This is a genomic window from Bradyrhizobium sp. RP6 (assembly GCF_003837805.1).
In the GTDB taxonomy this organism is placed as follows: Bacteria; Pseudomonadota; Alphaproteobacteria; order Rhizobiales; family Xanthobacteraceae; genus Bradyrhizobium.
Genome location: NZ_RQIT01000002.1, coordinates 247,878 through 274,176 on the forward strand (window position 1 = coordinate 247,878; position 26,299 = coordinate 274,176).

22 protein-coding genes are annotated in these 26,299 nt (G+C 60.4%); 7 read left to right on the plus strand and 15 right to left on the minus strand.

What is annotated here, in order from left to right; genetic code table 11:
* Position 1: 1 nt before the first annotated feature.
* The 10 genes from EHH60_RS06040 to EHH60_RS37435 form a co-directional block, all read right to left on the minus strand.
* Positions 2–2,215 carry an ABC transporter permease gene (locus EHH60_RS06040; protein ID WP_124158559.1) on the minus strand — a complete coding sequence of 738 codons (2,214 nt, stop codon included), beginning with the start codon at positions 2,213–2,215 and terminating at the stop codon, positions 2–4.
* Positions 2,208–2,990 carry an ABC transporter ATP-binding protein gene (locus EHH60_RS06045; RefSeq protein ID WP_124158560.1) on the minus strand — a complete coding sequence of 261 codons (783 nt, stop codon included), beginning with the start codon at positions 2,988–2,990 and terminating at the stop codon, positions 2,208–2,210. Before EHH60_RS06045 ends, EHH60_RS06040 begins: the two co-directional genes overlap by 8 nt.
* Complete coding sequence (locus tag EHH60_RS06050; protein WP_124158561.1) at positions 2,983–4,059, minus strand: branched-chain amino acid ABC transporter permease; 1,077 nt, start codon at positions 4,057–4,059, stop codon at positions 2,983–2,985. The genes EHH60_RS06045 and EHH60_RS06050 overlap by 8 nt, the downstream gene beginning before the upstream one ends.
* 1 nt (position 4,060) lies before the next feature.
* A complete protein-coding gene (locus EHH60_RS06055) occupies positions 4,061–5,071 on the minus strand; it encodes a branched-chain amino acid ABC transporter permease (RefSeq protein ID WP_124158562.1) in 1,011 nt (336 codons plus the stop codon).
* 456 nt (positions 5,072–5,527) lie between these two features.
* Positions 5,528–6,355: a helix-turn-helix transcriptional regulator gene (locus tag EHH60_RS06060; protein WP_124158563.1), complete on the minus strand. Its 828-nt coding sequence runs from the start codon at positions 6,353–6,355 to the stop codon at positions 5,528–5,530.
* A 127-nt stretch (positions 6,356–6,482) separates the two neighbouring features.
* On the minus strand, positions 6,483–7,733 hold the full coding sequence (locus tag EHH60_RS06065) for an ABC transporter substrate-binding protein (protein WP_124158564.1): 1,251 nt from the start codon (positions 7,731–7,733) through the stop codon (positions 6,483–6,485).
* A gap of 264 nt (positions 7,734–7,997) precedes the next feature.
* A complete protein-coding gene (locus EHH60_RS06070) occupies positions 7,998–8,561 on the minus strand; it encodes a hypothetical protein (protein WP_245454410.1) in 564 nt (187 codons plus the stop codon).
* 306 nt (positions 8,562–8,867) lie between these two features.
* Complete coding sequence (locus EHH60_RS37950; RefSeq protein ID WP_245454411.1) at positions 8,868–9,221, minus strand: MBL fold metallo-hydrolase; 354 nt, start codon at positions 9,219–9,221, stop codon at positions 8,868–8,870.
* A 154-nt stretch (positions 9,222–9,375) separates the two neighbouring features.
* Positions 9,376–9,792: an MBL fold metallo-hydrolase gene (locus tag EHH60_RS37955; protein WP_245454412.1), complete on the minus strand. Its 417-nt coding sequence runs from the start codon at positions 9,790–9,792 to the stop codon at positions 9,376–9,378.
* A gap of 172 nt (positions 9,793–9,964) precedes the next feature.
* Positions 9,965–10,267, minus strand: coding sequence for a hypothetical protein (locus EHH60_RS37435; protein WP_199751365.1), 303 nt, complete (start codon positions 10,265–10,267; stop codon positions 9,965–9,967).
* A gap of 1,021 nt (positions 10,268–11,288) precedes the next feature.
* On the opposite strand from EHH60_RS37435, the gene EHH60_RS06090 reads away from it, so the two are divergent.
* Positions 11,289–11,525, plus strand: coding sequence for a hypothetical protein (locus EHH60_RS06090; RefSeq protein WP_124158567.1), 237 nt, complete (start codon positions 11,289–11,291; stop codon positions 11,523–11,525).
* A 1,063-nt stretch (positions 11,526–12,588) separates the two neighbouring features.
* Here the strand turns inward: EHH60_RS06090 and EHH60_RS06100 are convergent.
* Positions 12,589–12,978, minus strand: coding sequence for an H-NS histone family protein (locus tag EHH60_RS06100; RefSeq protein WP_502697395.1), 390 nt, complete (start codon positions 12,976–12,978; stop codon positions 12,589–12,591).
* A 740-nt stretch (positions 12,979–13,718) separates the two neighbouring features.
* Here EHH60_RS06100 and EHH60_RS06105 point away from each other — a divergent pair.
* Positions 13,719–14,090, plus strand: coding sequence for an H-NS histone family protein (locus EHH60_RS06105; RefSeq protein WP_124158568.1), 372 nt, complete (start codon positions 13,719–13,721; stop codon positions 14,088–14,090).
* A gap of 75 nt (positions 14,091–14,165) precedes the next feature.
* Here the strand turns inward: EHH60_RS06105 and EHH60_RS06110 are convergent, their stop codons facing one another.
* The 3 genes from EHH60_RS06110 to EHH60_RS06120 form a co-directional block, all read right to left on the minus strand.
* Positions 14,166–15,635, minus strand: a complete 1,470-nt coding sequence (locus EHH60_RS06110; protein ID WP_124158569.1) for an exopolysaccharide biosynthesis polyprenyl glycosylphosphotransferase — start codon at positions 15,633–15,635, stop codon at positions 14,166–14,168.
* A gap of 168 nt (positions 15,636–15,803) precedes the next feature.
* On the minus strand, positions 15,804–17,807 hold the full coding sequence (locus EHH60_RS06115) for a hypothetical protein (RefSeq protein ID WP_124158570.1): 2,004 nt from the start codon (positions 17,805–17,807) through the stop codon (positions 15,804–15,806).
* Positions 17,808–17,907: 100 nt separating this feature from the next.
* Positions 17,908–20,094: an AAA family ATPase gene (locus EHH60_RS06120; protein WP_245454413.1), complete on the minus strand. Its 2,187-nt coding sequence runs from the start codon at positions 20,092–20,094 to the stop codon at positions 17,908–17,910.
* Positions 20,095–20,569: 475 nt separating this feature from the next.
* On the opposite strand from EHH60_RS06120, the gene rfbC reads away from it, so the two are divergent.
* The 5 genes from rfbC to EHH60_RS06145 are packed head-to-tail and all read left to right on the plus strand — an operon-like array spanning position 20,570 to position 25,203.
* Complete coding sequence (rfbC, locus tag EHH60_RS06125; RefSeq protein WP_124158572.1) at positions 20,570–21,127, plus strand: dTDP-4-dehydrorhamnose 3,5-epimerase; 558 nt, start codon at positions 20,570–20,572, stop codon at positions 21,125–21,127.
* A 14-nt stretch (positions 21,128–21,141) separates the two neighbouring features.
* Complete coding sequence (rfbB, locus tag EHH60_RS06130) at positions 21,142–22,200, plus strand: dTDP-glucose 4,6-dehydratase (RefSeq protein WP_124158573.1); 1,059 nt, start codon at positions 21,142–21,144, stop codon at positions 22,198–22,200.
* Positions 22,201–22,208: 8 nt separating this feature from the next.
* Complete coding sequence (gene rfbD, locus EHH60_RS06135) at positions 22,209–23,195, plus strand: dTDP-4-dehydrorhamnose reductase (RefSeq protein WP_124158574.1); 987 nt, start codon at positions 22,209–22,211, stop codon at positions 23,193–23,195.
* The gene (rfbA, locus tag EHH60_RS06140) at positions 23,104–23,979 is read left to right on the plus strand and encodes a glucose-1-phosphate thymidylyltransferase RfbA (protein WP_124158575.1); all 876 of its coding nucleotides are present in this window, start codon (positions 23,104–23,106) and stop codon (positions 23,977–23,979) included. Before rfbD ends, rfbA begins: the two co-directional genes overlap by 92 nt.
* Positions 23,980–24,033: 54 nt before the next feature.
* On the plus strand, positions 24,034–25,203 hold the full coding sequence (locus tag EHH60_RS06145) for a hypothetical protein (RefSeq protein ID WP_245454414.1): 1,170 nt from the start codon (positions 24,034–24,036) through the stop codon (positions 25,201–25,203).
* Between the two features lie 21 nt (positions 25,204–25,224).
* Here EHH60_RS06145 and EHH60_RS06150 read toward each other — a convergent pair whose 3' ends face one another.
* Positions 25,225–26,130, minus strand: a complete 906-nt coding sequence (locus tag EHH60_RS06150; RefSeq protein ID WP_124158576.1) for a glycosyltransferase family 2 protein — start codon at positions 26,128–26,130, stop codon at positions 25,225–25,227.
* Positions 26,131–26,299 lie beyond the last annotated feature (169 nt).

Here is a 26,299-nt window from a genome sequence, read left to right on the forward strand (position 1 = left end):
GTCACCTCGCGAGTCTCCGCCGCACCCCGGTGCGCCCGAACAGGGTTCGGAACGCACTGACGATGACGGCGGCGAAATCGGGATCGTTGATGTTCTTAGGGATGCGAATGAGTTGGCGGTTGCCGGTCTGCCGCACGGTCCGCTCCAGCGTACGGAACAGCGCGGCGTCGGCATCCGGATCCCAGAACGGCTGGCCTCGTGCGTCGAGGGCGGAGACGCCGCCCTCGGGCAGGAAGAAACGCACCGGGCCATCCATCTGGTTCAGCCGCTCGCCGATCCAGCGGCCCATGCGCTCGTTCTCTTCCAGAGTCGTCCGCATCAACGTCACCTGCGGATTGTGGACGTGGAACTTGCGGCCCCGGTAGCGCTCAGGAATGGTCTCGGGCGCGCCGAAATTGACCATATCGAGCGCGCCGACCGAGCCGACATAGGGCAGGCGGCTGCGGATGATCGCGCCAAGGCGGTCCTCGGTCGCAGGAAACACACCGCCCATCATGAGGTCGCAGATCTCGGTCGTGGTGAGGTCGATGACCCCCGCGAGCTGGCCGGATTCGACGAGCTTCTCCATGGAGCGGCCGCCGACACCGGTGGCGTGGAATACCAGGCATTCGAAATCATCGCGCAGCTCGGCCGCGATCTTCTGCACGGCCGGCGTGGTGACGCCGAACATGGTGATGCCGACGGTGGGCAGGCCGACGCCGGCGGCTCGCTCCTTGGTCTCGCGCCCTTCGAGGCGTGCCTTGACCATGCCGGCAAGCGCACTGGCGCCGTTGGCCAGCACCGCGCGCGAGATCGAGTTCAGCCCCTGCACGTCGGTGACCGAGTGCATCATCGTGATGTCGGCCGGTCCGACATAGGGGCCGACATCGCCGGACGCGACGGAGGAGATGATCAGCTTGGGCACGCCGATGGGTAGCGCGCGCATGCCTGGGGCAACCAGCGACGCCGCGCCCGAGCCGCCGGCCGAGATCACGCCGCCCACATTGCCCTGGCGCCGCAGCCAATTGGCAAACGCATCCGCCATCGCGGTCACGGCGGCACCACGGTCGGTGCCGAACACGGCGGATCCGCCGCGGCCGTGGTTCAAGGCGATCTCCTGCGCCGAGACGTCGCAGGATGAATGCTTGCCGCTGGTCGAGACGTCGACCAGCCGCGTGCGCAGGCCGCTTTCAGCGATGATGTCGCGAATGAAGCGCAGCTCCTGGCCCTTGGTGTCGAGCGTGCCGACCACCAGAACCACTGGCGGACCGGAGGCCTGCGCCGCCGCCGGCTCGCGCTTGCGCCGCGACGCCTCGTCGAGCCGCGCAACCTGAGTCGAGAGGGTTCGCGCCGCCGCCTCGATGCGGGCGATCGGCACCGGCTGCGACCATCGCGTCGGCAGCGTCGGGTTGGAGACGTAGATGCGCACCGGCCCGTCGCGCCGTGGCGCCGGCGTCGGTTTCGCTTCGACGCCGGGTGCGGAGGTGTCAATCTCCGGTTCGAGCTCCGCATGAAGCCCGACGCCGAGCAGGCGCTGCTGGAGCTCGCGGTCCGCGGCTAGGCGCGCGGAGTCGATGATGCGGTTGATGCGCCCGTTGACCATGATCGCGACGTTGCGCGAGATCGCGGTGGCGACGCCGATGTTCTGCTCGATCACGAGCACGGACATGTCGCCGTCTTCGCCCAGCCGCAGCAGCATCTCCTCGACCTGCGCGACGATGACGGGCGCGAGGCCTTCGGTCGGCTCGTCCATGATGATCAAATGCGGATTGGTGAGCAGCGCGCGCGAGATCGCCAACATCTGCTGTTCGCCGCCGGAGAGCTGGCCGCCACCGTGATCCCGACGCTCGGCGAGTCGAGGAAAGGTGTCGTAGATGCGCTCGACGGTCCAGGCGCCCGAACGCAGCCCGCCGGCGAGCCGCAAATGCTCGTCGACGCTGAGCGAGCGCCAGAGGCGGCGGCCCTGCGGCACATAGCCGACGCCGAGCCGCGCGATCTGGGCCGGCGGCCGCCGGGTGATGTCCTCGCCGCGGACCCGGATCGAGCCGCCGCTGACGCCGACCAGCCCCATGATCGCCTTACACAGCGTGGTCTTGCCCATGCCGTTGCGCCCGACGACGGAGAACACGCCGCTCTCGAGCGTGAGGTCGACACCCTGTAGCGCGTGCGAGTGGCCATAGTAGACATCGAGGCCGCGGACCTCGAGCGCGGCGCTGGAGCGGCGGGCCTCACTCATGGCCGCCTCCGAGATAGAGCTCCTGCACTTCAGGGTCGGACTGGATCTCCTGCGGCAGGCCCTCCTTGAAGACGCGGCCGTTGTGCATCATCGTGACGCTCTCGACGACGCGCAGCGCCACGTCCATGTCGTGCTCGATGATGATGTAGCCGATATGCGCCGGCAGCGAGGTCAGGATCTCGATCAGCTCGGCGCGTTCGGTCGGCGACAGTCCTGCGGCCGGCTCGTCGAACAGGACGAAGCGCGGCGCGCCGGCGAGCGCCAGCGCGATCTCGAGCTGGCGCTGCTGGCCGTGGGCGAGCTCGGCGACGCGCTGATCCCTGACGGCGGAGAGATGCACCGCCTGCACCAGATTGTCGGCCGCATGCATCAGCGCATCGTTCTGTCCCGGACGCAGGAACGAGAAGCGCCCGCGCGAGACGCCGCGGCAGGCGAGATAGACGTTGTCCTGTACGGTGAGGCCCGGGAACAGTGCCGAGATCTGGTAGGTCCGGCGCAGCCCGCGCCGGATGCGCTCATAGGGCGGGAAATGCGTGACGTCCTCGCCGAAGAAGCGGATGGTGCCGGAGGATGGCGGGAAGTCGCCGGCGATGCAATTGAACAGCGTGGTCTTGCCGGCACCGTTGGAGCCGAGCACGGCGCGCCGCTCGCCGGGCCGCACGGTGATGGTGACGTCGGTCAGCGCCGCCAGCGCGCCGAACATGCGCGTCACGCCGCGCAGCTCCAGCGCCGCGCCGGCGCCGACGGCAGAGAGGCGCCGGGCGACGCTATCCATGGCTGCGCCCTCCGCTGAAACGGTCAGCGCCGCGGCGCTGCCGCCAGCGCTGCCACAGGCCGATTACGCCGTCCGATGACCAGAACACGATGGCGAGGAAGCCGAGCCCGATCAAGCAGCGGAAGCGGTTGCCGTCGAGCCCGAGCCGGACCAAGAAGTCGAGCGCAAAGGTGCGCAGCAGCACGAAGATCAGCGCGCCGATGAAGGGGCCGATCGGGCGCGTGATGCCGCCGACGACGGCGATGATCAGCACGTCGATGCAGGCCCCGACGCTTACCGAACCCGGCGAGATCTGGCGGTAGTTCCAGACCTGGAGCACGCCGGCCAGCGCGGCGACGAAGGAGGCGAAGGCGTAAGCCGCGACGCGGTGCGCATTGACGTTGAAGCCGAGCGCCGCCATGCGCCTGGGATTGTCACGCACGCCCTGGAGCGCCAGGCCGAAGGGCGCGCGCGAGAGGTACTCGACGGCGAAATAGCAGAGCGCGGCAACCGCGAGCACGATGTAGTAGAAGGGGATGTCGGCGCGCCAGTTCACGCCCCAGAAGTGCGGCGTGGCCACGGTGTTGATGCCGGTATGGCCGTTGAAGATCGCCCAGTTCTGGTTGGTGAAATAATAGAAGGCAGCGCCGATCGCGAGCGTGATCATGATGGTGTAGATGCCCTCGGTGCGCACCGCGAGCGCGCCCCCAAGCGTGCCGAAGGCGGTCGCCAGCGCCAGCGCCATCGGCACCGCGAGCCACCACGGCCAGCCCAGGCTGATATTGGCGTTGCTGCTGACGCCGAGCACCGCGACCATGTAGGCCGAGAAGCCCGCGATAGTGAGCTGCATCAGGCTGACCATGCCGCCATAGCCGGCGAGGAACATCAGGCTGAGCGCCATGGTACCGAGGATCAGCGTGGTCGCGAAGATCTCGATCAGGAAGAAGCCGCTCGCGATCAGCGGCATGATCAGGAGAATGACGGCCACGATCCAGGCGGCGGGATTGTTGATCTCGGGCCATGTCCGCGCTGGGCGCTGCGCAACGCTGACGGGACGAACGGAAACGCGGGCATCGTGGGCGAGCGACATGTCAGCGCCTCGCCAACAGGCCCTGCGGCCGGATCGCCAGCACCAGCACCATGATCAGGAAGGTCACGACGATGGCGTAGGTCGGGATGTAGACCGAGCCGAGCTGCTCGGCGAGCCCGATGATCAGCGCGCCGAGCGCCGCGCCGGGGATTGAGCCCATGCCGCCGACGATCACGACGACGAGGGAGGCCAACAGGAAGCGGATGTCCTCGCCGGGCGACAAGGACTGGAAGGTGCCGCCGACGACGCCGGCGATACCCGCAAGCCCTGCGCCGAAGGCGAACACAGCGACGAATACGAGCTGGATCCGCACGCCGGTCGCGGCGAGGATATCGCGGTCGTCGACGCCGGCGCGGATGATCATGCCGATCCGGGTGCGGTTGAGCGCGAGCCACATCGCGACGCCGATGATCACGGACGCCGCGAAGATCACGAGCCGCACCATGGGATATCTGAGATAGACCGGCTCGCCCGAGGACTTGATCGCCGTGACCAGCGGCAGCTCGACGGGGCCGATCAGCCAGTTCGGCGTCTGGATCTGGTAGAAGTCGCCGCCGCAGGCCCACAGCATCAGATCGGCAAACACGATCGACAGCCCGATCGTCACCATGGTCTGCCTGAGATCCTGTCCCTCCATCCGGCGGAACACGATGACCTGGAGCAGCACGCCGACCATGGCGGTGAGGATGAAGGCGACGATGAAGCTGAGCACCCAGGAGCCGGTCGCCGAGCTGATGGCGTAGCCGATATAGCCGCCGAACAGATAGAGCGAGCCGTGCGCGAGGTTGACGTTGCGCATCAGGCCGAAGATCAGCGTGAAGCCGCTGGCGACGAGGAAGTAAAGTCCTCCGAGCGTGATGCCGTTGAAGACGGCGTTGAGGAAGACGCGCTTGCGGCCGATCGCCTCTTCGAGACCCGGCGGCCAAACCGCGAAGATCAGCCAGAGCGCGACGGCAATGGCGATGATCACGATCAACGCCCAGGCCGGATGGCGTTCGACGAAGCGGCTCATGCTCGCGCCTCGTCTCGCTTGCGGCGGGGGCATCGCACATCGGAAGCGGATTTTCCGCAGCCCATCCTTCGAGACGCCCGCTTTGGCGGGCTCCTCAGGATGAGGGCAGGGTGTGCGGCGGCAATTTCAGCGGTGCTGATACTGATTAGCCTCATCCTGAGGAGACCGCGGAGCGGTCGTCTCGAAGGACGAGGCGCTTGCTCAGGCCGTTCCAAGAGATCGCGTGCGATTGCGCACGCGCGCGCAGAGAGAGGTCGCGCCAAAGGCGCGGGTTCAGCCCAACCCTCTCCCTGCAAGCGGGGCGAGGGGGCATGCAAGCCGTTGCCGGCTGCTGCTGGCCCTGCCATGGACGCACGTCCTCCCTGGACTCGCGATCCTCTTTCGGGATCGCATTGTCCGCATCCTAGCCGGGCGGCGAGGGCGACATTTGATCGTGAGTATCTTTTCGTGGCGCGATCAGGCGCGCAAGATCTTGGCTGCGCGGCGATAATCGGTCGGGGCCATCCCGACATTGGCGGCGAAGAAGCGGGTGAAACCGCTTTGCGAGGAGAAGCCGAGATCGAAGCCGATATCGGCGATCGGCGTCTCGCTGGCGACCAACGCCTCGAGCGCCTGTTCCATGATCAGCGTGTTGAGATAGAGGTTCGGCGTAACCCCGGTCTGGACGCGGAATAGCCGGTAAAAGTGCGGCCGCGACAGGCCGGATTCCCGCGCGATCGCGTCGAGCTCGATCTCGGCGCCGGGGCTCTCCGACATCATCTTGATGCATTTGCGCACGCGGAAATCGGTGACGGAGCCACTTGCGCGTGGATCGCGGGCGATCTCGGCCTGCTGCCAGCTTTCGTCGTAGCAGATGTCGATCAGCCGTCGCAGCTCGGAATCCAGACTCGAGAGCGATGGTGCGCCGCAAACGAGCGCGGCGGTCCGCCTGATATGCTTGTCGAGCGCCGGCGTCCGCTTGAAATGCGTGCGGCCGAACCGCATCCGTTCGTTACCGGAGGCGTCCGGCGCAAACCATTCGGCGTTGACGTAGAGCACGAAGAAGATCGCGCCTCCGTCGAGATCGGTGGGCAGGAAATTGTGCGGCTCCCAGGGATTGACCGCGACGACGGAGGTGTCGCTCAGGTCGTAATGCCCGTCGGACACGTCGATGCACGCCGGCATGCCGCCGACATGGAAGATCAAATGACCTTCACGATGGGCGTGGATATTGAAAGGGCGGTTCAACTGATAAACCGTCGCCCGACCGAACCGGCCGTGGAAGACGGCGAGCGCACGGCTCATGCCTTCCCCTCCCGAATGTTCTTGTCTTTTCGGTCAGCGTTCAACAACGCCGCCGAGATTGCAAGAGCGGAGAGCGACCGCGTCAGCAAGTCGCTCCCCGGGGTTGCGTGTCGTCAGCCGTGATGCGTCAGTATTTCTTACATTCCGGGACGGTGCGGCTCGGCAAACCGATCTTGGAGAACACGGCCGGATCGTAGCCCAGCGTCTGGTTGACGTTCGGGATCACCTTCACGACCTTGCTGAACAGCGCGCCCTTGCCGTCGTCGACGACCTCGGTGACGAAGTTGGTCCCGATCGCCTGGCGGTTGGAGTCGAGCTTGATCTTGCCATTCGGCGCATCAATCTCGATTTTCGCCAGGGCATCCTTGAACTTCGCCTGGTTGTTGGAGAGATCGCCATTGACCTGGCGCAGCGCGAGGATCAGCGCCATGGTCGAGCCGTAATAGTTGGTGGCCAGCAGCGAAGGGCTCGGGAAGCGCTTGTTGGGCGGGAAGGCGTCCTGATAGGCCTTCACGAATTTCTGCCAACCCGGATCCTCCCAGGTGTCGGCCTGGCCGCTCGCCGCGATGGTGCCGATCAGGGCGTTCTTGGCGTTGCCTTTGGATGACAGGATGGTCTGGTCGATCATGATCGAACCGCCCATCAGATGCGCCTTGCCGCCGGCCTGCTGATACTGGTTGAGGAAGTTGACGGCGTCGGCGCCGCCGAGGCCGAGATAGATGGCATCGACGTCGTCGGGCAGCGCGGCGATCACCGAGGCGAAATCCTTGGTGCCGAGCGGCACCCATTGCCGGTTGGTGACCTGCCCGCCGGCGCCGCAGAACTCGAGCACGAGGCCGAACACCTGGGTGTAGATGAAGGAATAGTCTTCGCCGACGGTTGCGATCTTGCGATATTTCTTTTCCTCATAAGCGTATTTGCCGAGGCCCACCTGCCATTGCGCGCCGTCCATGTTGTAGCGGAAGAAGTTCGGGGCAGGGTCGACATAGGTCGTTTCCTGCGCGCCGGAGGCCGCGTTGATGAAGGTCAGCTCGGGATGGGTCTTTGCGAAATTCTTCACCGCAATACCCTCGTCGCCGGAGAGCGGCGACAGCAGGATCTGCACCTTGTCCTGCTCGATCAGCTTGCGCACGGCGCGCACGGCCGAGTCCGGTGTCGCGTCGGTCGAGGCGACGATGAATTCGAGCTCCTTGTCGCCGACCTTTTTGCCCAGCACGTTTAGCGCGGTCTGGTGGCCGCGCATGCCGTCTTCCCCGAGCACCGTATAAGTGCCCTCGAGGGTTGCGGTTACGCCCACCTTGATCTTCTCCTGGGCGATCGCCGCGCCCGAAAGAAACAGGCTGCTCAACGCGAGCAGTCCCATGCTGCATTTCGACATGTGCTCCTCCCCTGTGTCGTCGCTTTGTTGCCGCGCCGAACCGCGCGACGCCCGCGGCTCTCGAAGGCCGCGGCTTTAGAGGGAAGCTAGCCGAAGTCGAATGCGGTGCACGTATTGGTGCCCCGTTCGGCTTGACTGGCAGTCTCATTTTTGAATGTTGCGGCGCGAGTGATTTCGCAGTGCAGCAGGGCGCGCGCCGCAAAAAAATGTCCCAAGTGGAAGTCTGCCTCGTGCTCTCCCTGAATCAGATCAGCGAGGAGCGCGCTAGCTATAATCTTCCGCGAGAAACTGGTTGATCGCGTCGAGCGCCTGCAGACGGTTCTTCTCCAGCAGAACCATGTGCATGCCTTCGCCGATCCCCACCCATCGCCGGTATGGCGCATGTCTCAGCGAGAGGAAGAAGTCCTGCCCCAGGTGATGGGACATCCTGATCCCATTCCGCATGGACCAGGAGCACAGGGACGCGAATGTCGCCGGCATTATACAGCTTCTTGCCGGCAGGCTCGATCGTGCCGCTTCCGGCGCAGCCGAAAGCCAGCGCTTCCGGAAGTCCAGCACCGGAACCTTACAATAGCCGCCGAGGCACCCGCCTGCATCGATCGGAGCCGGACCCTGCAGCAACCAGAGTGGCGTGACCAGCGCGAGCTTGACAACCTTGTCGTTGTTGTCCGCCGTGTAAGCACCGGCCACCGAGCTGCCCCAAGACATAGCAACCAGATTGAGCCGCCTGTTGCGTTGCTTTAGGATGTGCTCGACGGCGCTGGCGAGGCAACGCACGGCAACCTCGGTGCGCACAAGCGGTTTAGACTGCTCCGGCGGCACGTCCATCTCGGGCGGACGGTCGATTGGCCGTAGCCGCGCACGTCGGGCGCAAAGTCGTCGTACCCATGGGCGGCGAGATAATCCATCAAGGAGAGGCCGCCGAGGGGTGTGTCGAAAGGCTTTCCGATCAATAGGTCGCGCCGTGCATCATCAGGACGGTTCGCTCGGTGGAGAAGGTCTTGAGCGCCGCGGATCACTTGTTGTGCAAGCGAAGCGAAATTCTGGCCGCGTCGCTCTGAATCATGAGGTCCTCGACCGCGATCTCAGGCCTGTCTGCGCGCGCTGGTGTGCTGGTTCATGATCGCTCTCGTTTCAGACGAATTGCCAGGTAAAGCGTCCTCCGGTCCGGCTGACGCGGCCGACCGAAGACTGTGCGAAATGGGTGGTGAAGATCGTTGCGCCCAGCTCGGCTGCGTCCTCCAGCACGACGGCACGCGAGCGTAAAGGGGATTCCGGGAATTCGCAGAAGCAAGACTTGAGCAAGGGCTCACACACCTGGAACGGATGGTGCATCACGTCTCCGGCGAAAAGCGCCTCCTCGCCACCCGAGACGAGCCGGATGGAGGCGTGATCGACGCCGTGGCCGGGTGTCGGAATGAACGAGATGCCCTCGAGGACCTCGCCCCCGTCCACCACGATGAGCCCGGTAAGTCCGGCTTCGATCACCGGCCGGACGCTGTCGTTAGAGACACGGTCGGCCGGCTTGTGCGGCGCGGCGCCGAGGCAGGGCGGGCCGGTCCGATCGGCTCTGTGCCTGTCGCGAGACTCTCGCCATAGGCCTGCTCGGTCGCGGAGAAGACATAGGTTGCATTCGGGAGGCTTAGGTCCAGCGATCGTCGACGCGGCGGGCTTCAGCCGAAGTGATCGACATGCACGTGGGTGACAGCACGTAATCGACCTGCTCCGGCGTGACAGGCATTGCCGCCGGCCGCGCCAGGAACGGCTCGTTGAGCCGGCGAAGCGGTGGGATCTCCGGCCGGTTCTTGTCATTGCCGGTTGCCGTGTCGATCAAGATGGTGTGGTGCGGCGTCCTGACCAGCCAGCTGTGAATGCTTTGAATGAAGGTGCCGGCCCCAGGATCGAATGATCCCGCCTCCAGGCGTTCGCGATAGCGCTCCAGCGCCTGCACCTCACCATGCGGATAGAGCGCGTCGAACTTGAATGTGGCAGGCCGCAACTCGTCGATCCACGAGATGGATGCTTCGCCGACTTGATAGGTCTTGGCCGCTTGCGTCATCAAAATGTTCTCCACTGGGCCGCCGCTTAGGCGGCCTGGTTGCCCGGGCTGCGGTTACCGTGAGGTACGAAGCGCGCCGCGCCTTAGGGAGAGCCGCGGGCTCGATAGGTCCCATCAACACTGTCGATATCAGAAGGAGGCTGGCCCAGCTTCTCACGCCGCCGTTTCGGCCTTAACCCTCACATCGCGGCTCGTCCGAGCCGCGATGTGCCTTGAACGAAGGTGGCTCCGATGCAGGATGTGGGAATACGGTCGGGGTCGGCTGGCCGACGACAATGACCTCGCCGAGATCGACCTTCGTCCGGACAACTGGCTCTTCGACCCAGGCCTCGCGGGCGAACCAGTTGTGATTAGCCCGACAGAGCGGACAACGAGTATTGCCGAAAAATACGATGCTCCGCGGGAAGTTCTCAGGATCGGATTTGATCCCGGTAGGAATCGCGTGACCAGTTTGTGGACACTTGATCATACCCATAGGCACCTCCCTGAAAAGCATAGTCAACTAAAAGGGCGCCGGCCCGCTGGAGTGCGCTCTCATCAGTCCGGGTGACTTGGGGGCATCGTGCTTGGGTCGTTGTTCGAGCAAAGGGCAGTTTGCTCGCCACGACGCGTTTCCATCCGACCGGATTCCTGCTTGGCGAATTCTTCGGAATCCGGCTTCGCGCGGAAACCTGAACGAGGCTCCGACCTCAACCCAAAGCTTCTGGGAGGCCTCTAACGACGGTCATATTCAAAGTGCTGCGACTTGGTGCGAAATCTTCCGCTTGCGATAAACCATTAATGTCATCTTGAAGGACAGATCGGCCAAACTGGACCACTGTTTCACTTCCAGCCTACACCATTAATATTCCTTGTTCCATTTAATGTGCAAACGAAAATCTTGGATGTCGGTGCGGTAATTCCATTACTGATATCGGTTCGGTGCGCGAGCTTCAAATGTGAGACAAATTTTGATTGTAAGCTATATATATAAATGTCGTTGTTAATTTCTGCCAATCACGTAAGCTAAATTCGTCTAAGCTTCCCGATTGGAGGAGATGATGTGGGAATTAAATCTCAGCGAGTACAAGCCCGTCCCGGAGACACCGCAGTTGGCTCAAATGCGCGCGGAATTGGTAAGCATAGGCGAGAAAGAGCGCATTCTGAGAGAACGGAGTGCGGATCGCGAAGCTTATCGGTACCTATTGGATGCTCATCGATTGATGACGAGAGCGAGCTTGCTCGGAGAGCAGGTCTTGAACATTTCTCCGCAAGGAAGGAGCAAGGACGGTCAGCTCGCGGCATGACCTGCCAGATTGTCATTTCGAAAGGAGCCGGACCAGGGGGCGGCTGAACGGGAACGCGGCGCCCAGGGCCTGGCTGGACTGAATGGCGTAGGCGGCGGCTGTCCGCTTGTCGGCTAGGGCGATAATTACAAGCGCGACAATTGCATCGCAGCCGCTGTCGCCGCCTCAGGTAAAGAGCGAGGCGGATTTGTTCAATATTGGTTTGAAGGCGTGCTGGAAAGAACATCGGCAAAGATGGTGTTGAAGCCGGCGCCGGATGCGGTGTTCGCGCTGCTGCACGGTCGATCGATACTGTTCAGCGAAGCAGGGCAGAAGATCTTTGAACTCGACCGAGTAGAGGGATTTATTTGGTGCAAGTTGGCGCAAGGCGCCTCTCTGGAATCCATCGATCAGGGGCTTGCGGAGCTAGGGATTGAGGAGCACACGGCGCGCCAGCTCGCGCGGTAGCTCGTCAACGTCTGGATCGATCGAGCGTTGCTCGAAGTCGATTGGCGAATGACGATCGATTGCGCCTTCTCGAATCTAGGTCGGCAAAGAATAAATGTCCGGGCGAAAACGGGGACCTTTTGGGGCGGTTACTTTCGCCATTTTGTACTTCGGACCAGCACGCCGCCGGCGAATGTTTGATCTGGATATTATGGTCATGCCAGATGAGGCCAGAGTGGCAGTTGCCGCGCCATGTGGAATTGGTTACGATATTCATGACCGGACCACCTTCGCAAGCCGAAGATGGCCATGTCGACCTAAATCGCTCGCAGGATGTCGGGTCCATCGACCTGCAGCAGGCAGCTCCAGGTCCTGCGCACCTCTACCAGAACTTTCGGGCATGCGCTGAACCATTGTGTCTCTGCGTCGTTGGCGCCGGCACGCGTATATATCCCCACCCCTACTTACCGTGCGCTCATATTGATCACCCATGATCAGTTTCAAGACTATGGGTAAGGCTCGGTGATCTCGACCTGAGACATCTTGTAGAGCTACGCGATCTAAACGATTCTGCCGAGGGCCTCGATTGGAGGGAGCTTACCTCTCTAGTCTCGGGCGAATTGATGAAGAACGCTGTTGAAAGCCAGCTGGTCGCTCTCGCTGAATTGCTCGGCGTCGAGATTCCGCATGCGTTACGTTGCCGGCTGATTCCCCGCCTGCAGTTCATGCGACAGTTGATGCAATCTCGCTTTCCGGCTACGCGCGTGCCACTCTTGGCGATGAATGTTCTGGACCTCAGAAATCACGGGGAGAGGCGATCACCAGCTACACGCAAACCAGGGTGTGCGGCCCGGATTGCGATCCATGCCAAGAGCGGACACCTTACAGTTCTTGTTGAGGGCAGCCACCGCAGTTCGTGCAGGAAAGGTCTAAATCCAGTGACGGTCAGACGAGAGGTTTGGAGGAGTTGGCGACAGATCTCATGCACGTTTGCGGTCCGGAACCCAGCCAAGTCGGCATATCGCTCTGGAATCCGTAAGGCTAAAACGTTTCGGACGGCCTAAATCTGTGCAGGCGAGCAGAGCTAGGAATGCCCTTGACCACCAGCATTCCGATCGGACGATCCGCCGTTCTCGCGAATCCTGAACTCTTCGAGCGTGTGCCCCGATTGGAGCGCCGCAACCAGCCAGCGAGGCTGTTTACCGCGTCCAGACCAAGTCTCCGTGGGCTTGAGTGGGTTGAAGTATTTCGGTACGACCTTCGGGTACTTGCGGCGCGGCGGCTGGACCAATCCCGTCGCGGCGGCGCCGCTTTCAGATTCGGCGAACTGCTCCGGCTGGTTGAGCTGCGCAAGGCGTTTTTCGAGTTCCCGCTTCTCGGCCGTGATCTTCTCGGCAAGTATCTTTGTTAGCTCCTCGTGGAGGAGCCAGAGTTCTTCAAAGTCCATGGCTTCGAGATCTTGCCGATGCAGCATTCTCGTCACCGTTTGCCTGACCCCTGACGCATCATCCTCACCTTTTGGAGTATCTTTGTTCGAGCGGTGAATGAGAAACGATGGACCAAAGCCAGCGCTTTCAATTGACGCGATACCAAAATAAATAGTATATTGTTTAATAATTATTGCGAGGATTATTTTATTAATTGGCTCGGCAATTGAGCAAAAGTGACGGTAGGCACAAGGGCAAAATGGATATTGTCGATTACCCTCTCAGTCGTCTCGAGAGTTCGATCAGGCGGTTTATCGTTCCCTCGGCTGCATTAACGGACGTTCAGGCTCTGAAAGAGCAAATTGAGCTTCGGCGGCGTGCGCTCAGCGATATTGAGGCTATTCGCCTCCAGTTGCGACGAACGGAGGGGCGCATCACAAGAAGCTTCCCCAGAAGGCGGGAAGCCCGACTGGCCCGCCGCGCACACTCAATGAGAGCGGGGCGTGGCAGATTGGCCTTGCGGCCCGCTTAATTCATTCCTGCATTATTTAGAATCGAGTTAGAATTGTATATTTGCGGTAGCGGCGACGCGCATGGGTGCAATGTTCGCTTTCCCGCAATTAGATTCTGCGGATAGCTTATGTTCCGCCTTGATTAGCGCGCATTATTTAGTTAAGTGGAGCGCGAATTCCGCTTTGGTTCCATACATTCTTTTGGAAAACTGACACTCGGTTCTTGATTAATCAACCGGGGAAGTATCATATGGGCGCAACTACGGGATGCCAGCATGACGACTAAGAAGCTTGAACTAGAAGCGATGTCCCTCGACGATCTTTGGTCGCTTCATGAGGAAATTAACGGGATTTTATCAGCCCGGATCAAGGCTGAAAAGCAAGAACTTGAGAAACGGCTGGCGGTGCTCGGGGTCGGTATGGGGGCCTTTGCCAATACGTCGATGGGACCGGCAATTTCGTCTACCGGAAAGCCCAGACGCAAATATCCACGAGTGCTCCCGAAATACCGCAATCCCCAGACGTCCGAAACCTGGTCGGGTCGTGGAAAACGGCCACGTTGGCTTGTTGTAGCTATAAAGTCGGGCCGCAAAATCGAGGAGTTCCGTTTGGGCGAAGCAAATTCGAGGATACGGCAGCGAGCGTGATTTGATCCGATCACACGATTCAGTTCCGCGCGGCTGAAAAGTGATTGGCGGGAGAGCCGCCAGTAGAAATGCAACTCAACAGGCATTGCGGCCCCGCAAAACCTCAAGAGGAGTCCGGAGCAGGATCTCAAGATCGAGCCGAAGACTCCAATTGTCGATGTACCAGAGATCGTACTCCACGCGCCTCTCAACCATAGTCGGTGTAGGCGTCGGTCCGCGGCAGCCATGAATTTGGGCCCATCCGGTCAATCCCGGCTTCACTCGGCGTCGGAAGGCGTACTTCCGGACGAGCTTGTCGAACTGTCCGTCGTGAGCCACGGCATGGGGGCGTGGGCCTACCAGCGACATGCTGCCGTCTAGGACATTCAACAACTGCGGTAGCTCGTCGAGGCTCGTTCGGCGCAACCATCTGCCGACCCTGGTGATGCGGGGGTCGAGAGGCGTTGCCTGAACGACCACAGGTCCATTCTCGAGCACATGCATCGTCCGAAACTTTCGGATGGAAAATATGCGGCCATTGAAGCCGCATCGCTGTTGCTTGAAAAGGATTGGGCCGGCAGAATCCAATCTGATTGCGACTGCAGCTATCGCGAGCAATGGTGCACAGATCGTCAGGGTAAGTCCTGCACCGACTATGTCGAGTGTTCGCTTGCTCGCGCGCTCGATTGCGGTGAGGGAGCCGGGCTGGATCTCAACGCAAGCTGCACTTCCCAAGCTCCGTGTCGGATGTCGAAGCAGTTCGGATGCAGCGCCAACTGGGACAAACACGATCGGGAATGGTAACACTCTCAGGTCGGAGATAAAGGCACGAAGCTCGGCCCATCGTTCCGGCTTGGCCTCCAGCACGATTTTGTCGACCTCGGAATTACGAATGTGCTCGATGACACGGGAGCTGAGCCGTTTTCTGGAGTCGGGGTCCGAGCCGATCGCAGGCAAGCCAAAGCGGCTCTTAACGCAATAGCCGAGCACCGAGAGAGTCTCCGACAGACCAGCATGAGTAGAAGGCGGCTGATCGGTGATCAGGACGAGATTCGTCCGAGCGAACCTCCTGCCACTGAAGCATCTTATCAGCAGAATTCTGGTGACGCACCGTTGCGCAATCAAGGATGCCAAGCCGAGTGCGGCAAACAGGAGGCCGGCCCCTTGGAAGAAGTGTGAATTGTCGTCCAGCATCTCCACAGCGACGGCCAGGACGTGCAAAAGAACCCATGTGAGGCAAATGGCGCGAAACTGGCTTCGGAGTACGAGCAGTTCGGTTGGTCGATATAGTCCCCTGCCTTTCAGAATGTAGACGAAGGGTACTGATGTTACTGCCGCGTAGACACATGCCTGGGCCAGGCCGGCCGGTGCCCGGCCGGCGGGTGAAAAAAGAAGTGTGGAAAGGAAGCCGGCGAATAGAATGGTCGCGATATCGGCGCAGATCGCTACAAATTCGATCGATTCGTACCGGACGGGCCATCTGCCCTCATCCGCAGTGGATGAGGGTGAGTTGAAGGCAGCCAGATCACTGCCATGGTCCCCGATATGCCGATTGATAAAATTCATGGCTAACCCACGAAGAACTCCTTTAAATTAATATACTATAAACCAAGGCGTGTTAATCAAATTAATTCGTTGAAATCAGTGTTTAATAAGAAAATATTAAAGTGGCCGCGAAATCAGTTCGGGTCGATCAGGATGCGACCGCCGCCGGAGGCGTACTGCCGAAAAATGCTACGGGACTCGTGAGCGCAATTTCTGTACGTACCCGGGGTCGAGCTCCGAAATTGAGCTCTCTGCAAACGCCCTGCCGTCTGCCGATGCCGCCTGGTATGCGGCGGCAATGGCTGGCCGGAGCGCGATCCGGCTGTTAATGGCAACTTTAAGGTCGTGCCGGATAAGATCTTGAAGCTCAGGTTCCTTGATCGCAGTATCTGTGCCGAGAGCGACGGAAAGCCGCATCGGAATGAGATTCAGCGCGTTTGGTGCAGTATAGTAGGACATCTTGAGTAAGCTTGTCGTGTCATAGGTCGCCCTGTGCTGTTTCGACAATGCTGCAAGTACGAGCCAAACGTCGCCTCGAAGGGGGGAGTATTTCAGCACTGCAGCAAGAGCACCCAAGTCCGTGGACCCGCCCATGGTCTGCAGGTCTGTGGCCTTGTCAGACTTAGTTGCAGTGAGTCCGGAGGTCGTCTTGACAGTCTCGCGCTTGGATCCGAGCGATGAGGTCCAGGCTTCGTTCGAAGCGGCAACCGGCGTAATTGAGAGGCGATCACCAAAAGGCCAGCTTTGCGAGACCATCCAAGCCGCTTGCGCGGCTAACAGCAATCCAATCATTGTCAGAGCGACGCGGGGCAGAGCCCATGGCGAAGCGATCCTAGTCGAAGGAATTCGTTGCGCTGCCGTGGCTCGGTCGCCGGCTGCTTGCGTAAGCTGCCGCAACTCCATGGACTCCGCATCGCGCGCTGTACCGGGCAGGCTTTGAGCAAAAGCAAGGCCGTAAACCGCCGCGATCAGCAGCGAAGCGTACAGATCGAAAAGGTCGTTTTCGGCAAAGGCGAGTATTGTCAACGAAACGAAAGCGCCTGCGCCAAGGGCTGGGTATAGGTAAGCGTGTTTGCGAGATAAGGCGCGCCTGAACAGGATGCAGGCGCTGATCATGGCGACTATCAATAGGCCGCAGAGGAACGTGCGTCCCATTTCGACCGCGATCTCCGCGGCGGCGGTCGGCCGTTCGCGCATTGCGTGCATGCCAACGTCCCCATAAATCGGCAGCAGCGCAACAAACGTACCTGCACCGGTCCCGATCGGGTGAGTGTCGTGCAGCATCCGCTCTGTTGCTGCCCCAGCTTGCGTCGACAAGGCCATCGTCAGGTCGGTATTCCGATTGATCGGAATGAACGCGAAGCTGGCGACGTACAACATGGCGGCGGTCGCGAAAACGCCGGCTCTGCCCCAAAAGCCAAAGAACCATCTGCGAATAGCGACCACCGTGAGGATGGCCGTCGCTCCGAGCAGAACGGCAATCAGCGCGGTCGAGCCGCTACAAAGCGCGATTGCCGCAAGGGAGACTATCAACGATAGAATTGCGCAGGTAAGAATGGCGAGCGGCCGCGTTGGCAGGCGAGGGGGGCGTTTGGGCTGCCATAACTGGTCGACCGCACGGATAGCCATTGCAGTGGAGAGAAGGACACCAAGTGCCGCCACGGTCGAGCCTGTCCAGATGTATTCGGCTGGCGGGGAACCGCTCTGGTCGCCATTTCTCCATATCGAAAAGATGCCGATCGTGGCGGTGATCGATACGAGGATGTAGAGGACCTGCGCGGCGCGCTGCTTGTCCAGAGCAACGACTGCGGTGACAAGAGCGGCAGCGAGGACAACGTTGTAATGTGAAAGCGCCAGTATCGTCTCGCGTACGTCAACCGAGAACCTCTCTGCAAGAGGTTGCTCCAGGGCCGCCGAGGCTGTCGCCCAGATCTGATTTCCTAAACCGCGGAGCGGGACCGGAACAACTTGCAAGGCGATCCAAAGCACCGGTGCGGCGAGAGCCAGGATGAACAGGGGCCGTAGAAGCTTGGCGAATCTGGCGAGGGTTGACGACGTGGAAAAGAGCCCGACGGCCAGTATAGCGGCCGCTAGGACGCCCGATAGCACCGCTGGACCCGGTAGGTTCTCGATCGCAGCGAAAGCCGCAGCAATCGCCGCAGGAACAGCGAGCATTGTGGACTGGATGACCATTTCAAACCATCTCTGACTTTGGGCCGCCCAAAAACGGAGAGCATGTTGCAGAAGGCGCCGACTCCATCGTTAGGCCCGACGTTTGCCAGAGAAAGTCATCCTAAGAGTCCGGCGAGCCATATCTGATGTAGTGGCTGTCATCGTAGTAATCACTTCGGTGAGCGTCGTACCTCGCCATCGACCTCATATCAGTCTTGTTGAGGACGACGCCGATCAATGAATCGGAGATGGTCGGCGCGGTATGCAATGCATGTTGGACCACATCGATTTTCGTATGTCCCCATTCCACGACAAGAACGTAGCAGTCGATGAGCGGCGCAGTAACGCGCACATCCACCAGAGGAGAAAGTGGGGGGAAATCCACGATGACGTAATCATAGGTCTGACGCAAGCTGTCGAACAGCTTGCTTATGTTCTGGGCGGAAAGGATCTCGCTCGTGTGAAGCAGGGGTCCACGCCGAACGGCTGGCAAGAATGCGAGATTGGTTCTGGGATCGTGCCACAGCGCCTCTTCGAGGGAGCGCTTTCCGTTTGCCACCTCGAGCAATCCGAATGTAGCTTTCGGAGCCATAGCTGCGGAAAGTGAAGGGTTTCTAAGGTCGCAATCGACTACAATAGCGCGTTTTCCGCTATGTCCGATGAGGTGAGCGAGAGAGGCTGCAACCGTTGTCTTGCCCTCATTTGGCAGTGCCGACGTGATTCCGATCACCTGGTTGGAGGCCTTCGCGGGGGTGTGGTCAATAGCAAGCTTGATCGAACGGATGGCTTCCGTGAAGCGGGAGAGCGGCATCCCGACGACAGCTCTATGAAGAGTCGGCACGTTTGAAATCGTGCGTGATCGCAGATCTTCCTCCGATTGCTGGGACCGGACTGTCGACTTCTGCGCCTTGGGCGGCGACAGCAAGGGGACGAGCGACAGGCACGGCAGCTCCAGTGCGGTTTCCACCTGTGAAGAGGTGCGAAAAACTCTGTCCATAACGTCTCTCAGAAGGGCCAGGCCAATCCCGAGTGCAAGTCCCGCGGCCAGGCCGAAGCCCAGCACCAGGTTTGTCTTGGGTTTGCTCTTGCGCTCTGGCGGGGAGGCGGGAAAGATCACCCGTGCTTCCGCAATCGGAAATGTCTCCTGCTGAGTCGCTCCCATCGAGTGCTGCAGAAACGCCTCATGCATGGCGCGCAGACTCTTCGCTCGGCTTTCCAGGTCCCGGATGGTCAGTTCTGCGGAGTTCGTCAGACGTGATTGTGAGACGGCCCGGGCAAGCTGCTTCTCGAGTTCCTGCTGCCGCTGTCGAGCAGCTTCCAATTCGTTCTTGCTGGCTTCGGCGAGCCTCCTGACCTCTTCGAGGATGGATGTGCGAATGTCACGGATCCGAGCCCGCAGGTTGACAACCGCCAAATGATCCCGGCCGAACCGGGTCGACCAATCGGCCTCGCGACGTGACAATTCGAGATACTGCTGGCGCAGCGTAGTGATGATCGAGCTCTGGAGCACATCGGCGCTCGCCGCGTCAGGAGCGCTGATGGTGGATGAGCCGGCTGCGTTGGCGCGCAGAATCGCGTCGTAGCGGTTGAACTTGACCTGCGCATCGGAGGTCTGGGTTCGGGCGGCTACCAATCGGGCGTTGAGATCGTTGACGGGCTGTTCGTCAATCGATTTTCCGCCGGTCGATACGATGTTGTTCTGGGACTTATACGCGCTCACGGCGCGTTCGGCCGTCAGTGCTTGCTCATTGAGGTTCTGGAGACGTTCCTGCAACCAACTGGCTGCCGTTCGCGTCGCCTCGAATTTGGCATTCATCTGGTCGTTGATGTACGCATTGGCAACGGCATTGGCGACCTCCGCCGCGCGACCCGCATTGCTCGAACTGTAGCTGACCTCGATGATCTTGCTATATCCGACCCGGTACGCGGTGAGCCGATTCACCAGCGCGGCAATCGCGCCTTCGTTGGGCGTGTCAGCCTTCGAATCGTGCTCTGGCTGCTGGCCACGGTTTCGAATGCGCTGCAGCAGCGAGCTGAACGACCACCGCGAACCGGTGAGATCTGGATCGTTGGCGAGATCCAGCTGCGTTATGACTGACGCTGCAATTCCGGGCGACCTTATCATTTGCAGCTGCGTTTCGATTTGGGCCGCGTCTACGACGGGCTCCGGAAGAAGTGACTGTTGCTGAACGAATTGAGCCCGGGGATTCGACAGCAGGATTTGTACCTGAGCGGTGTAGGTGGGGGGCGCGAACCGCAGGTAGAGCAGTGCAGCAGCGAATACGAGAGCCGCGGTGACGATGATCATGAGATATCGGCGCCTCAAGAAGACGATCACGAACTTGACGAGATCCCCGATTCCACCGCCGTTGAGTTGGTTCGACTGGGCCTGGCCGCCCAGAGTCAAACGTGTTCTGTCGGTCTGTAGATTGCTCTGAAGCATCGGGTACCTGTCTGGTCGGGGGGCGCGCCGAATCGGTCGCCCGCGTGCGCGAGCGTTTGGTTCACGGTTTATTAATTGAATATATCTGAAAAAAATCTGATTGCCAAATTAAATGTTATTCGAGTATTAATTTGGCGATCGTTGCGGGAAGGTGATTTTGCCAGCCTTGCCGGCGCGGTTCCTGCGCCGGAAGGCGTCCGCCGGATGTAGTTAAAGTGGGTCTGAATTGCTTGATTAATGCGTGGTCCGTCGACGCTCATGGTGAATGTGAAAAGCGCTCCGGACCTATCCGATCATTCAACGACGGATGAGCGCTTGGGTGGTACCGGAGGACATTTTCATGCTGGAAGTACGGTGTTTAGAGATCCCGGATATTAAAATGATTCATACGGATCGACATTCCGACGCCAGGGGATATTTCTGTGAGACGTTTCGGCGATCCGCGTTCGCAGAAAAAGGGATTCTCGTCGATTTCGTTCAGGACAATCAATCCAGCTCGGACAAGGCCGGGACAGTCCGGGGCTTGCACTTCCAGCGACCGCCGTTCGCCCAGGCCAAGCTCATACGCGTGCTGAGCGGCGCGATTCTCGATGTCGTGGTCGATCTTCGGCGTTCGTCGGCGACCTTCGGAAAGCATGTAGCCGTCAAGCTGGACAGCCAAACGGGTGAGCAACTGCTTGTCCCGAAAGGCTTTGCGCACGGTTTCTGCACGCTGCAACCCGAGACCGTCGTGTTCTACAAGGTCGACCAAGTCTACGCTCCAAGCCACGACGCGGGGCTCTATTGGGCCGATCCGGCGCTCGAGATCGAGTGGCCGGTAACGACAGTTGAAGCTCAGGTGTCGCCAAAGGACAGGTCGCTGCCCGGGTTGGATCAGCTTGCAGCCGTTTTTGAGTGACGGAGAGCGGTCGGATGCGCGTTCTGGTGACCGGGGGAGCGGGATTTATCGGCTCTGCAGTGTGCCGCAGCCTGGTGCTGCAGAAGGGCGCTACAGTGATCAATGTCGATAAGCTGACCTATGCGGCCAACCCGGCCTCGTTGGCGCCCATCGAGGGGCTAAAGTCCTATTTGTTCGAGCAGCAGGATATCTGCGATCGCGAAGCCATGGATTTCGTGTTCAGCACCTACCAGCCTGACGCGGTCGTTCACCTCGCAGCCGAGAGTCACGTCGACCGCTCGATCACCGGTCCGGCGGCTTTCATTGCGACGAACATCGTGGGCACCTACACGCTGTTGGAAGCAGTCAGGAAATACTATGAGGGCCTCTCGCCGCCGCGACAAAAGCGGTTTCGCTTCATTCACGTCTCGACGGACGAGGTCTACGGTTCACTCGGGCCCGCCGACTACTTCCGGGAGGAAACGCCCTACCGGCCGAGCTCGCCCTACTCGGCAAGCAAGGCAGCCTCAGATCATCTCGCGCTTGCGTGGTTCAAGACCTATGGTCTGCCGGTAATGGTATCGAATTGCTCGAACAACTACGGGCCGTTTCAGTTTCCGGAAAAACTCATCCCTTTGACGATCCTCAATGCGATCGAGCGCAGGCCGCTGCCGGTGTACGGCGACGGTCGAAACGTACGCGACTGGCTGCATGTTGAAGATCATGCGGCAGGTCTGATCACGCTTCTGTTGGAAGGCAAGCCCGGCGAAAAGTACAATTTCGGCGGCGATAGCGAACGCTCCAACCTCGACGTCGTCACCCAGATCTGCGACGTCGTCGACAGGCTGTATCCCGGTCCGGCAACGAGACGATCGATGATTACTTTCGTGCCAGATCGTCCGGGACACGACATCCGCTACGCGATTGACGCATCGAAGGCTCGTCGTGAGCTTGGCTGGCAGCCCACGAGGACGTTCGAGCAGGGGCTGGCCGAAACCGTCGCATGGTATCTCAAGAGCCGCTCGTGGTGGGAGCATGCCCGCAGCGGGATCTATGACGGCTCGCGTCTGGGGCTCCTTGCTACACAACATTGAGGCTGCAAATGACCGAAAGGCCCGTTTTGATTGCTGGTCGCAATGGTCAGTTGGCAAGGTGTCTTCATGACCTCGCGGTGCTGCACAGCATGCCCGTGGTCGCTCTTGGACGCGCCGAATTCAATCTGGAGGCTCATGGGGAGCTCCGCCAAACGATCGATCCGCTCGCACCGTCCGTGATCATCAACGCGGCCGCCTACACGGCGGTGGACCTGGCAGAATCGGAAGTAGCAAGAGCGTTCAACATCAATCGCGACGCAGCGGCTGCGTTGGCGGATGTTGCATGGCAAATGAATATCCCGTTCATCCACATCTCAACCGACTATGTCTTCGACGGCACAAAGTCGGAGGCCTACGAGGAGAGCGACGTTCCTGCGCCATTGAATGTGTACGGCGCGTCGAAGTTGGCCGGCGAGGCTGCCGTTCTGGCTGCTCACCCGCTCGCAACTGTAATTCGCACGTCCTGGGTATATAGTCCCTATGGCAACAACTTCGTTCGGACGATGCTGCGGCTCCGTGAAGCGCAGCCGATCGTCAGAGTCGTCCATGATCAATACGGAAATCCAACATCCGCGCTCGACCTTGCCTCGGCGATCCTTCAGCTCTCGGGACGGCTGCTGACCCACGATCGTAGAGCCATGGCCGGCATTTTTCATCTTGCTGGACAAGGTGAGACGACCTGGCATGGCTTCGCCGAAGCGATTTTCGACTTGCTCGCTCATCGAGGAGTTCGGGTGCCGCAGCTCGAGGCCATCACGAGCGAGCAGTACCAGACGGCCGCGCGACGGCCGCGGAATTCGCGCCTCGATTCGTCCAGGGCCGAACGCGTCCTGGGCATTCGATTACCGTCATGGCGTTGCTCTCTCGAAACCTGTCTCGACCAACTCGTGGAAGGTGGAATCGATGCTGAAAGGAATAGTGCTGGCTGGCGGCAGCGGAACTCGACTGTATCCAATCACGAGAGCGGTCAGCAAGCAGCTACTGCCGATCTATGACAAGCCGATGATCTACTATCCGTTGTCAACGCTGATGTTGGCAGGCGTGCGCGAGATTCTGATCATAACCACGCCTTCAGATCGGTGTCAGTTCGAGCGCTTGCTGGGGGACGGGAGTCAATGGGGGGTCAGGCTCAGCTATGCGGAGCAGCCCCGACCCGCGGGTCTTGCGGATGCGTTCATTGTTGGCGCCGACTTTATCGGGAACGATCGCGTTGCGATGGTGCTTGGAGACAACATCTTCTTTGGCGACGGCCTGAGCGAGCTACTCACAAGGGCCGCCGAGCGTGAGGAAGGTGCAACCGTCTTCGCCTACCATGTACGAGACCCGGAGAGATACGGAGTCGTGACGTTCGACGAGGGCGATAGCCCACTGCGAATCGAGGAAAAGCCGAGGCAGCCGAGCTCGAACTGGGCGATCACAGGCCTCTACTTCTTCGACAACAACGTCGTACGTTATGCGCGGCGCATCGAGCCGTCGCCGCGCGGCGAACTCGAGATCACCGATCTGCAGATGCGGTATCTTTCGGCCAAGGCGCTTCATGTCGAGCGGATGGGGCGGGGTTTCGCCTGGCTGGATACGGGGACAGTGGAGTCGCTCATCGATGCGGCGATGTTCGTGCAGACGCTCGAGAAGCGTCAGGGGATGAAGGTTGCTTGTCTCGAGGAAATTGCGTTGAGGCAGGGCTTCATCGACCGCGACCAGCTCGAAGAGTTGGCGCGGCCGTTGGAGAAGAGTGGCTACGGTCAGTATTTGCGCGAGATCGGGTCTCTCGTGACTTGAGGACCGGGCTGAATCGTCCGCAGCCGTCGAAACGAGTTAACTCATGGTTCTTCGATGAACATCAGCCCTATCAAGAGCGGGACTTTGATGCCCGATTTTTCGCAGAATTCCCCGCTGGTGCGCTATGCGCTCAGAGGATTGGAGCGGTGCTGGCTACCTGAACACGGCTGCTGGTCGCATATCTACCATCTGGACGGACGGGCTTCGCCAAACGAGTCCTTGCGTCGCAGCGATGTGTTCTACACGCTTAACGTTCTGCTCGGAATGTCGAGGATCAGGGACGTTCCCGAGGGCATCAATCTATCGGAAACATTCTATCGGAATGCGGTCGAGCTCACGGCCCTTTCGGTACCAAAATATGCACTGGGAATGGCACTTTGGGCTTCCGCAGAACTCGAGTTCGAGCTACCCGAGCAGGTGAGGCGCGAAGTGAAGGCGCTCTTGAGCGATCAGTCTGAATGGGAGTCGTTTCGGGCCCAGGATTTGGGTATGCTGTTGACGGGCGTGGTGGCTCGGGCCAGGGCCGGCGACAAGGAGTGGGGGCGTTTCGTCGCTCCGCTGTATCGCTTTCTCGAGGGGCGATTCTACAGCGGATCAGGGCTGTTCTTCGACGCAGCATCGGGATTTCGGCGGCGCTTCGCTTCGTTCGCCACGCAAATCTATCTCTCAATTGCGTGCTATCACTATGGCGAATTCGCAGGCGAGGCATCCGCGCTCGCCAACGCGGATGCCTGCGTACGCAAATTGATTGCGCTTCAAGGACCCGACGGCGAGTGGCCTTGGTTTTTCGATGCGGCCGCGGGCCGCGTGCTTGATTTCTATGAAGTCTACTCGGTGCACCAGTATGGCATGGCTCCGGCGCTGCTGGAGTGGGCGGAGCGCTATCGAGTTCCAGGGGCGCGGAATGCCTTGATCAAGGGATTTAATTGGGTCCTGGGCAAGAACCAGCTTCGTCGCTCGATGCTGGTGCCCGATCTCGGGCTGTCCATCCGCTCTCAGATTCGAAAGCAAGAGCTGACGACGAGAGTGCCGAGGATGTTGCGTGCAATCAAGAATGCCTACTCCGGACGCGACGCCGTGCTAATGGAAAGTTCCGGTGTTGGACTTCGGCTGGAATGCCGTAGCTACGAACTGGGTTGGATATTGTGGTCGTTTGGCCAGCGAGCTGACCTGCTCGAACTGACCCACAACGCGGCCTTTGGCAAGATGCCCGTACCGGCCTGACGCCGCGCCACGAATGTTGTGCTAGCGATTCCAGGCGACGGCTCGCCGATTGCGCAGCAAGGACAGCATCGTGATAGCCCGATGCATTCTTACGGCGCACATGACTGCGATAGCCTTGGTCCGGGCTCCGATGCCGGAGAGCCGGTCGCTGGCCAGGATGGTGATGATGCCCGGAGCGGGCGAGGCCAGGACAAGTATGGCCTGCGCAATCCAGCGCACTCTCCATGCCGGCTTGCCGTCGGCCATGTTGCGGTAGTGCAGGAGCTGCCGGTCCCACTTGACATATAGCTCCCGGAGAGAGCTCCTTGCCGGGTGGAAGACGATCATTTCCGGGATGTACCGAAATCGAAGCCCGGCACGCTGCGCGCGTTGTCCCCACTCCATGTCCTCCGCCACGTCGATCCCTGCGAACGGGCCGACGGAATGGAAATCCCGACGAAACATCGCCATGTTGCCGGTGCCGCAATAGCCGTCGCGCTCGATATAGAGCTTGAAGCGATAGGCGAAGACGCTCTCGTAGGCCGCGATGGCGTCCAGGTGTGGCTTTGCGTCCCGCCAGATGCGGACGTCTCCACCGAGCACTGTCCCTAGCGGGAGCGAATGCAGTGAGCGCCATACGCTGCTCAGCCAATCCGGATGTGCCCTGCAATCGGCGTCGATGAAGGCGAGCACCTCGCCGCTCCCGGCAGCAACTCCGGTGTTGCGCGCCGGGCCTGGCCCGGGCCGCGCCTCGCACAACAGTCGTACGCCCGGATATTGAGCGACGACGTCGGTCGGCAAGGTTACGGAGCCGTTGTCAACGACGACGACCTCGAACCAATCCCGGGGAATGCTCTGCGCATCGAGACTCGCCAGGCAAGTCTTCAGGGCGCCGGGCTGATTTAAATGTGGAACAACGACCGAGATCCGTCTGTGTTTAATCGTCATTTAATTCTCTCCGTCGTCGGTGGCTGCGCCTCGGCGGTCGACGCGCGCCGTCTGCCCTGTATTTAAGCTAAAATATAATATCAATATAACTTGCAAATAAAATCGTGGGCATTATTATCGAGATATTATTTAAGTTCAATTGGAAGGCTATATTTCGCTGAAGGCGAAT

Coding starts and splice junctions, on each gene's coding strand:
- rfbA (WP_124158575.1), top strand. CDS start 23,104: ATGCTGAAAGGAATAGTGCTGGCTGGCGGCAGCGGAACTCGACTGTAT.
- rfbB (WP_124158573.1), top strand. CDS start 21,142: ATGCGCGTTCTGGTGACCGGGGGAGCGGGATTTATCGGCTCTGCAGTG.
- EHH60_RS06145 (WP_245454414.1), top strand. CDS start 24,034: ATGAACATCAGCCCTATCAAGAGCGGGACTTTGATGCCCGATTTTTCG.
- EHH60_RS06150 (WP_124158576.1), bottom strand. CDS start 26,130: ATGACGATTAAACACAGACGGATCTCGGTCGTTGTTCCACATTTAAAT.
- EHH60_RS37955 (WP_245454412.1), bottom strand. CDS start 9,792: ATGACGCAAGCGGCCAAGACCTATCAAGTCGGCGAAGCATCCATCTCG.
- EHH60_RS06055 (WP_124158562.1), bottom strand. CDS start 5,071: ATGAGCCGCTTCGTCGAACGCCATCCGGCCTGGGCGTTGATCGTGATC.
- EHH60_RS06065 (WP_124158564.1), bottom strand. CDS start 7,733: ATGTCGAAATGCAGCATGGGACTGCTCGCGTTGAGCAGCCTGTTTCTT.
- EHH60_RS06040 (WP_124158559.1), bottom strand. CDS start 2,215: ATGAGTGAGGCCCGCCGCTCCAGCGCCGCGCTCGAGGTCCGCGGCCTC.
- EHH60_RS06120 (WP_245454413.1), bottom strand. CDS start 20,094: ATGATCATCGTCACCGCGGCTCTCGTATTCGCTGCTGCACTGCTCTAC.
- EHH60_RS06105 (WP_124158568.1), top strand. CDS start 13,719: ATGACGACTAAGAAGCTTGAACTAGAAGCGATGTCCCTCGACGATCTT.
- EHH60_RS06045 (WP_124158560.1), bottom strand. CDS start 2,990: ATGGATAGCGTCGCCCGGCGCCTCTCTGCCGTCGGCGCCGGCGCGGCG.
- EHH60_RS06115 (WP_124158570.1), bottom strand. CDS start 17,807: ATGGTCATCCAGTCCACAATGCTCGCTGTTCCTGCGGCGATTGCTGCG.
- rfbD (WP_124158574.1), top strand. CDS start 22,209: ATGACCGAAAGGCCCGTTTTGATTGCTGGTCGCAATGGTCAGTTGGCA.
- EHH60_RS06100 (WP_502697395.1), bottom strand. CDS start 12,978: ATGCTGCATCGGCAAGATCTCGAAGCCATGGACTTTGAAGAACTCTGG.
- EHH60_RS06070 (WP_245454410.1), bottom strand. CDS start 8,561: ATGGACGTGCCGCCGGAGCAGTCTAAACCGCTTGTGCGCACCGAGGTT.
- EHH60_RS06050 (WP_124158561.1), bottom strand. CDS start 4,059: ATGTCGCTCGCCCACGATGCCCGCGTTTCCGTTCGTCCCGTCAGCGTT.
- rfbC (WP_124158572.1), top strand. CDS start 20,570: ATGCTGGAAGTACGGTGTTTAGAGATCCCGGATATTAAAATGATTCAT.
- EHH60_RS06060 (WP_124158563.1), bottom strand. CDS start 6,355: ATGAGCCGTGCGCTCGCCGTCTTCCACGGCCGGTTCGGTCGGGCGACG.
- EHH60_RS37435 (WP_199751365.1), bottom strand. CDS start 10,267: ATGGGTATGATCAAGTGTCCACAAACTGGTCACGCGATTCCTACCGGG.
- EHH60_RS06110 (WP_124158569.1), bottom strand. CDS start 15,635: ATGAATTTTATCAATCGGCATATCGGGGACCATGGCAGTGATCTGGCT.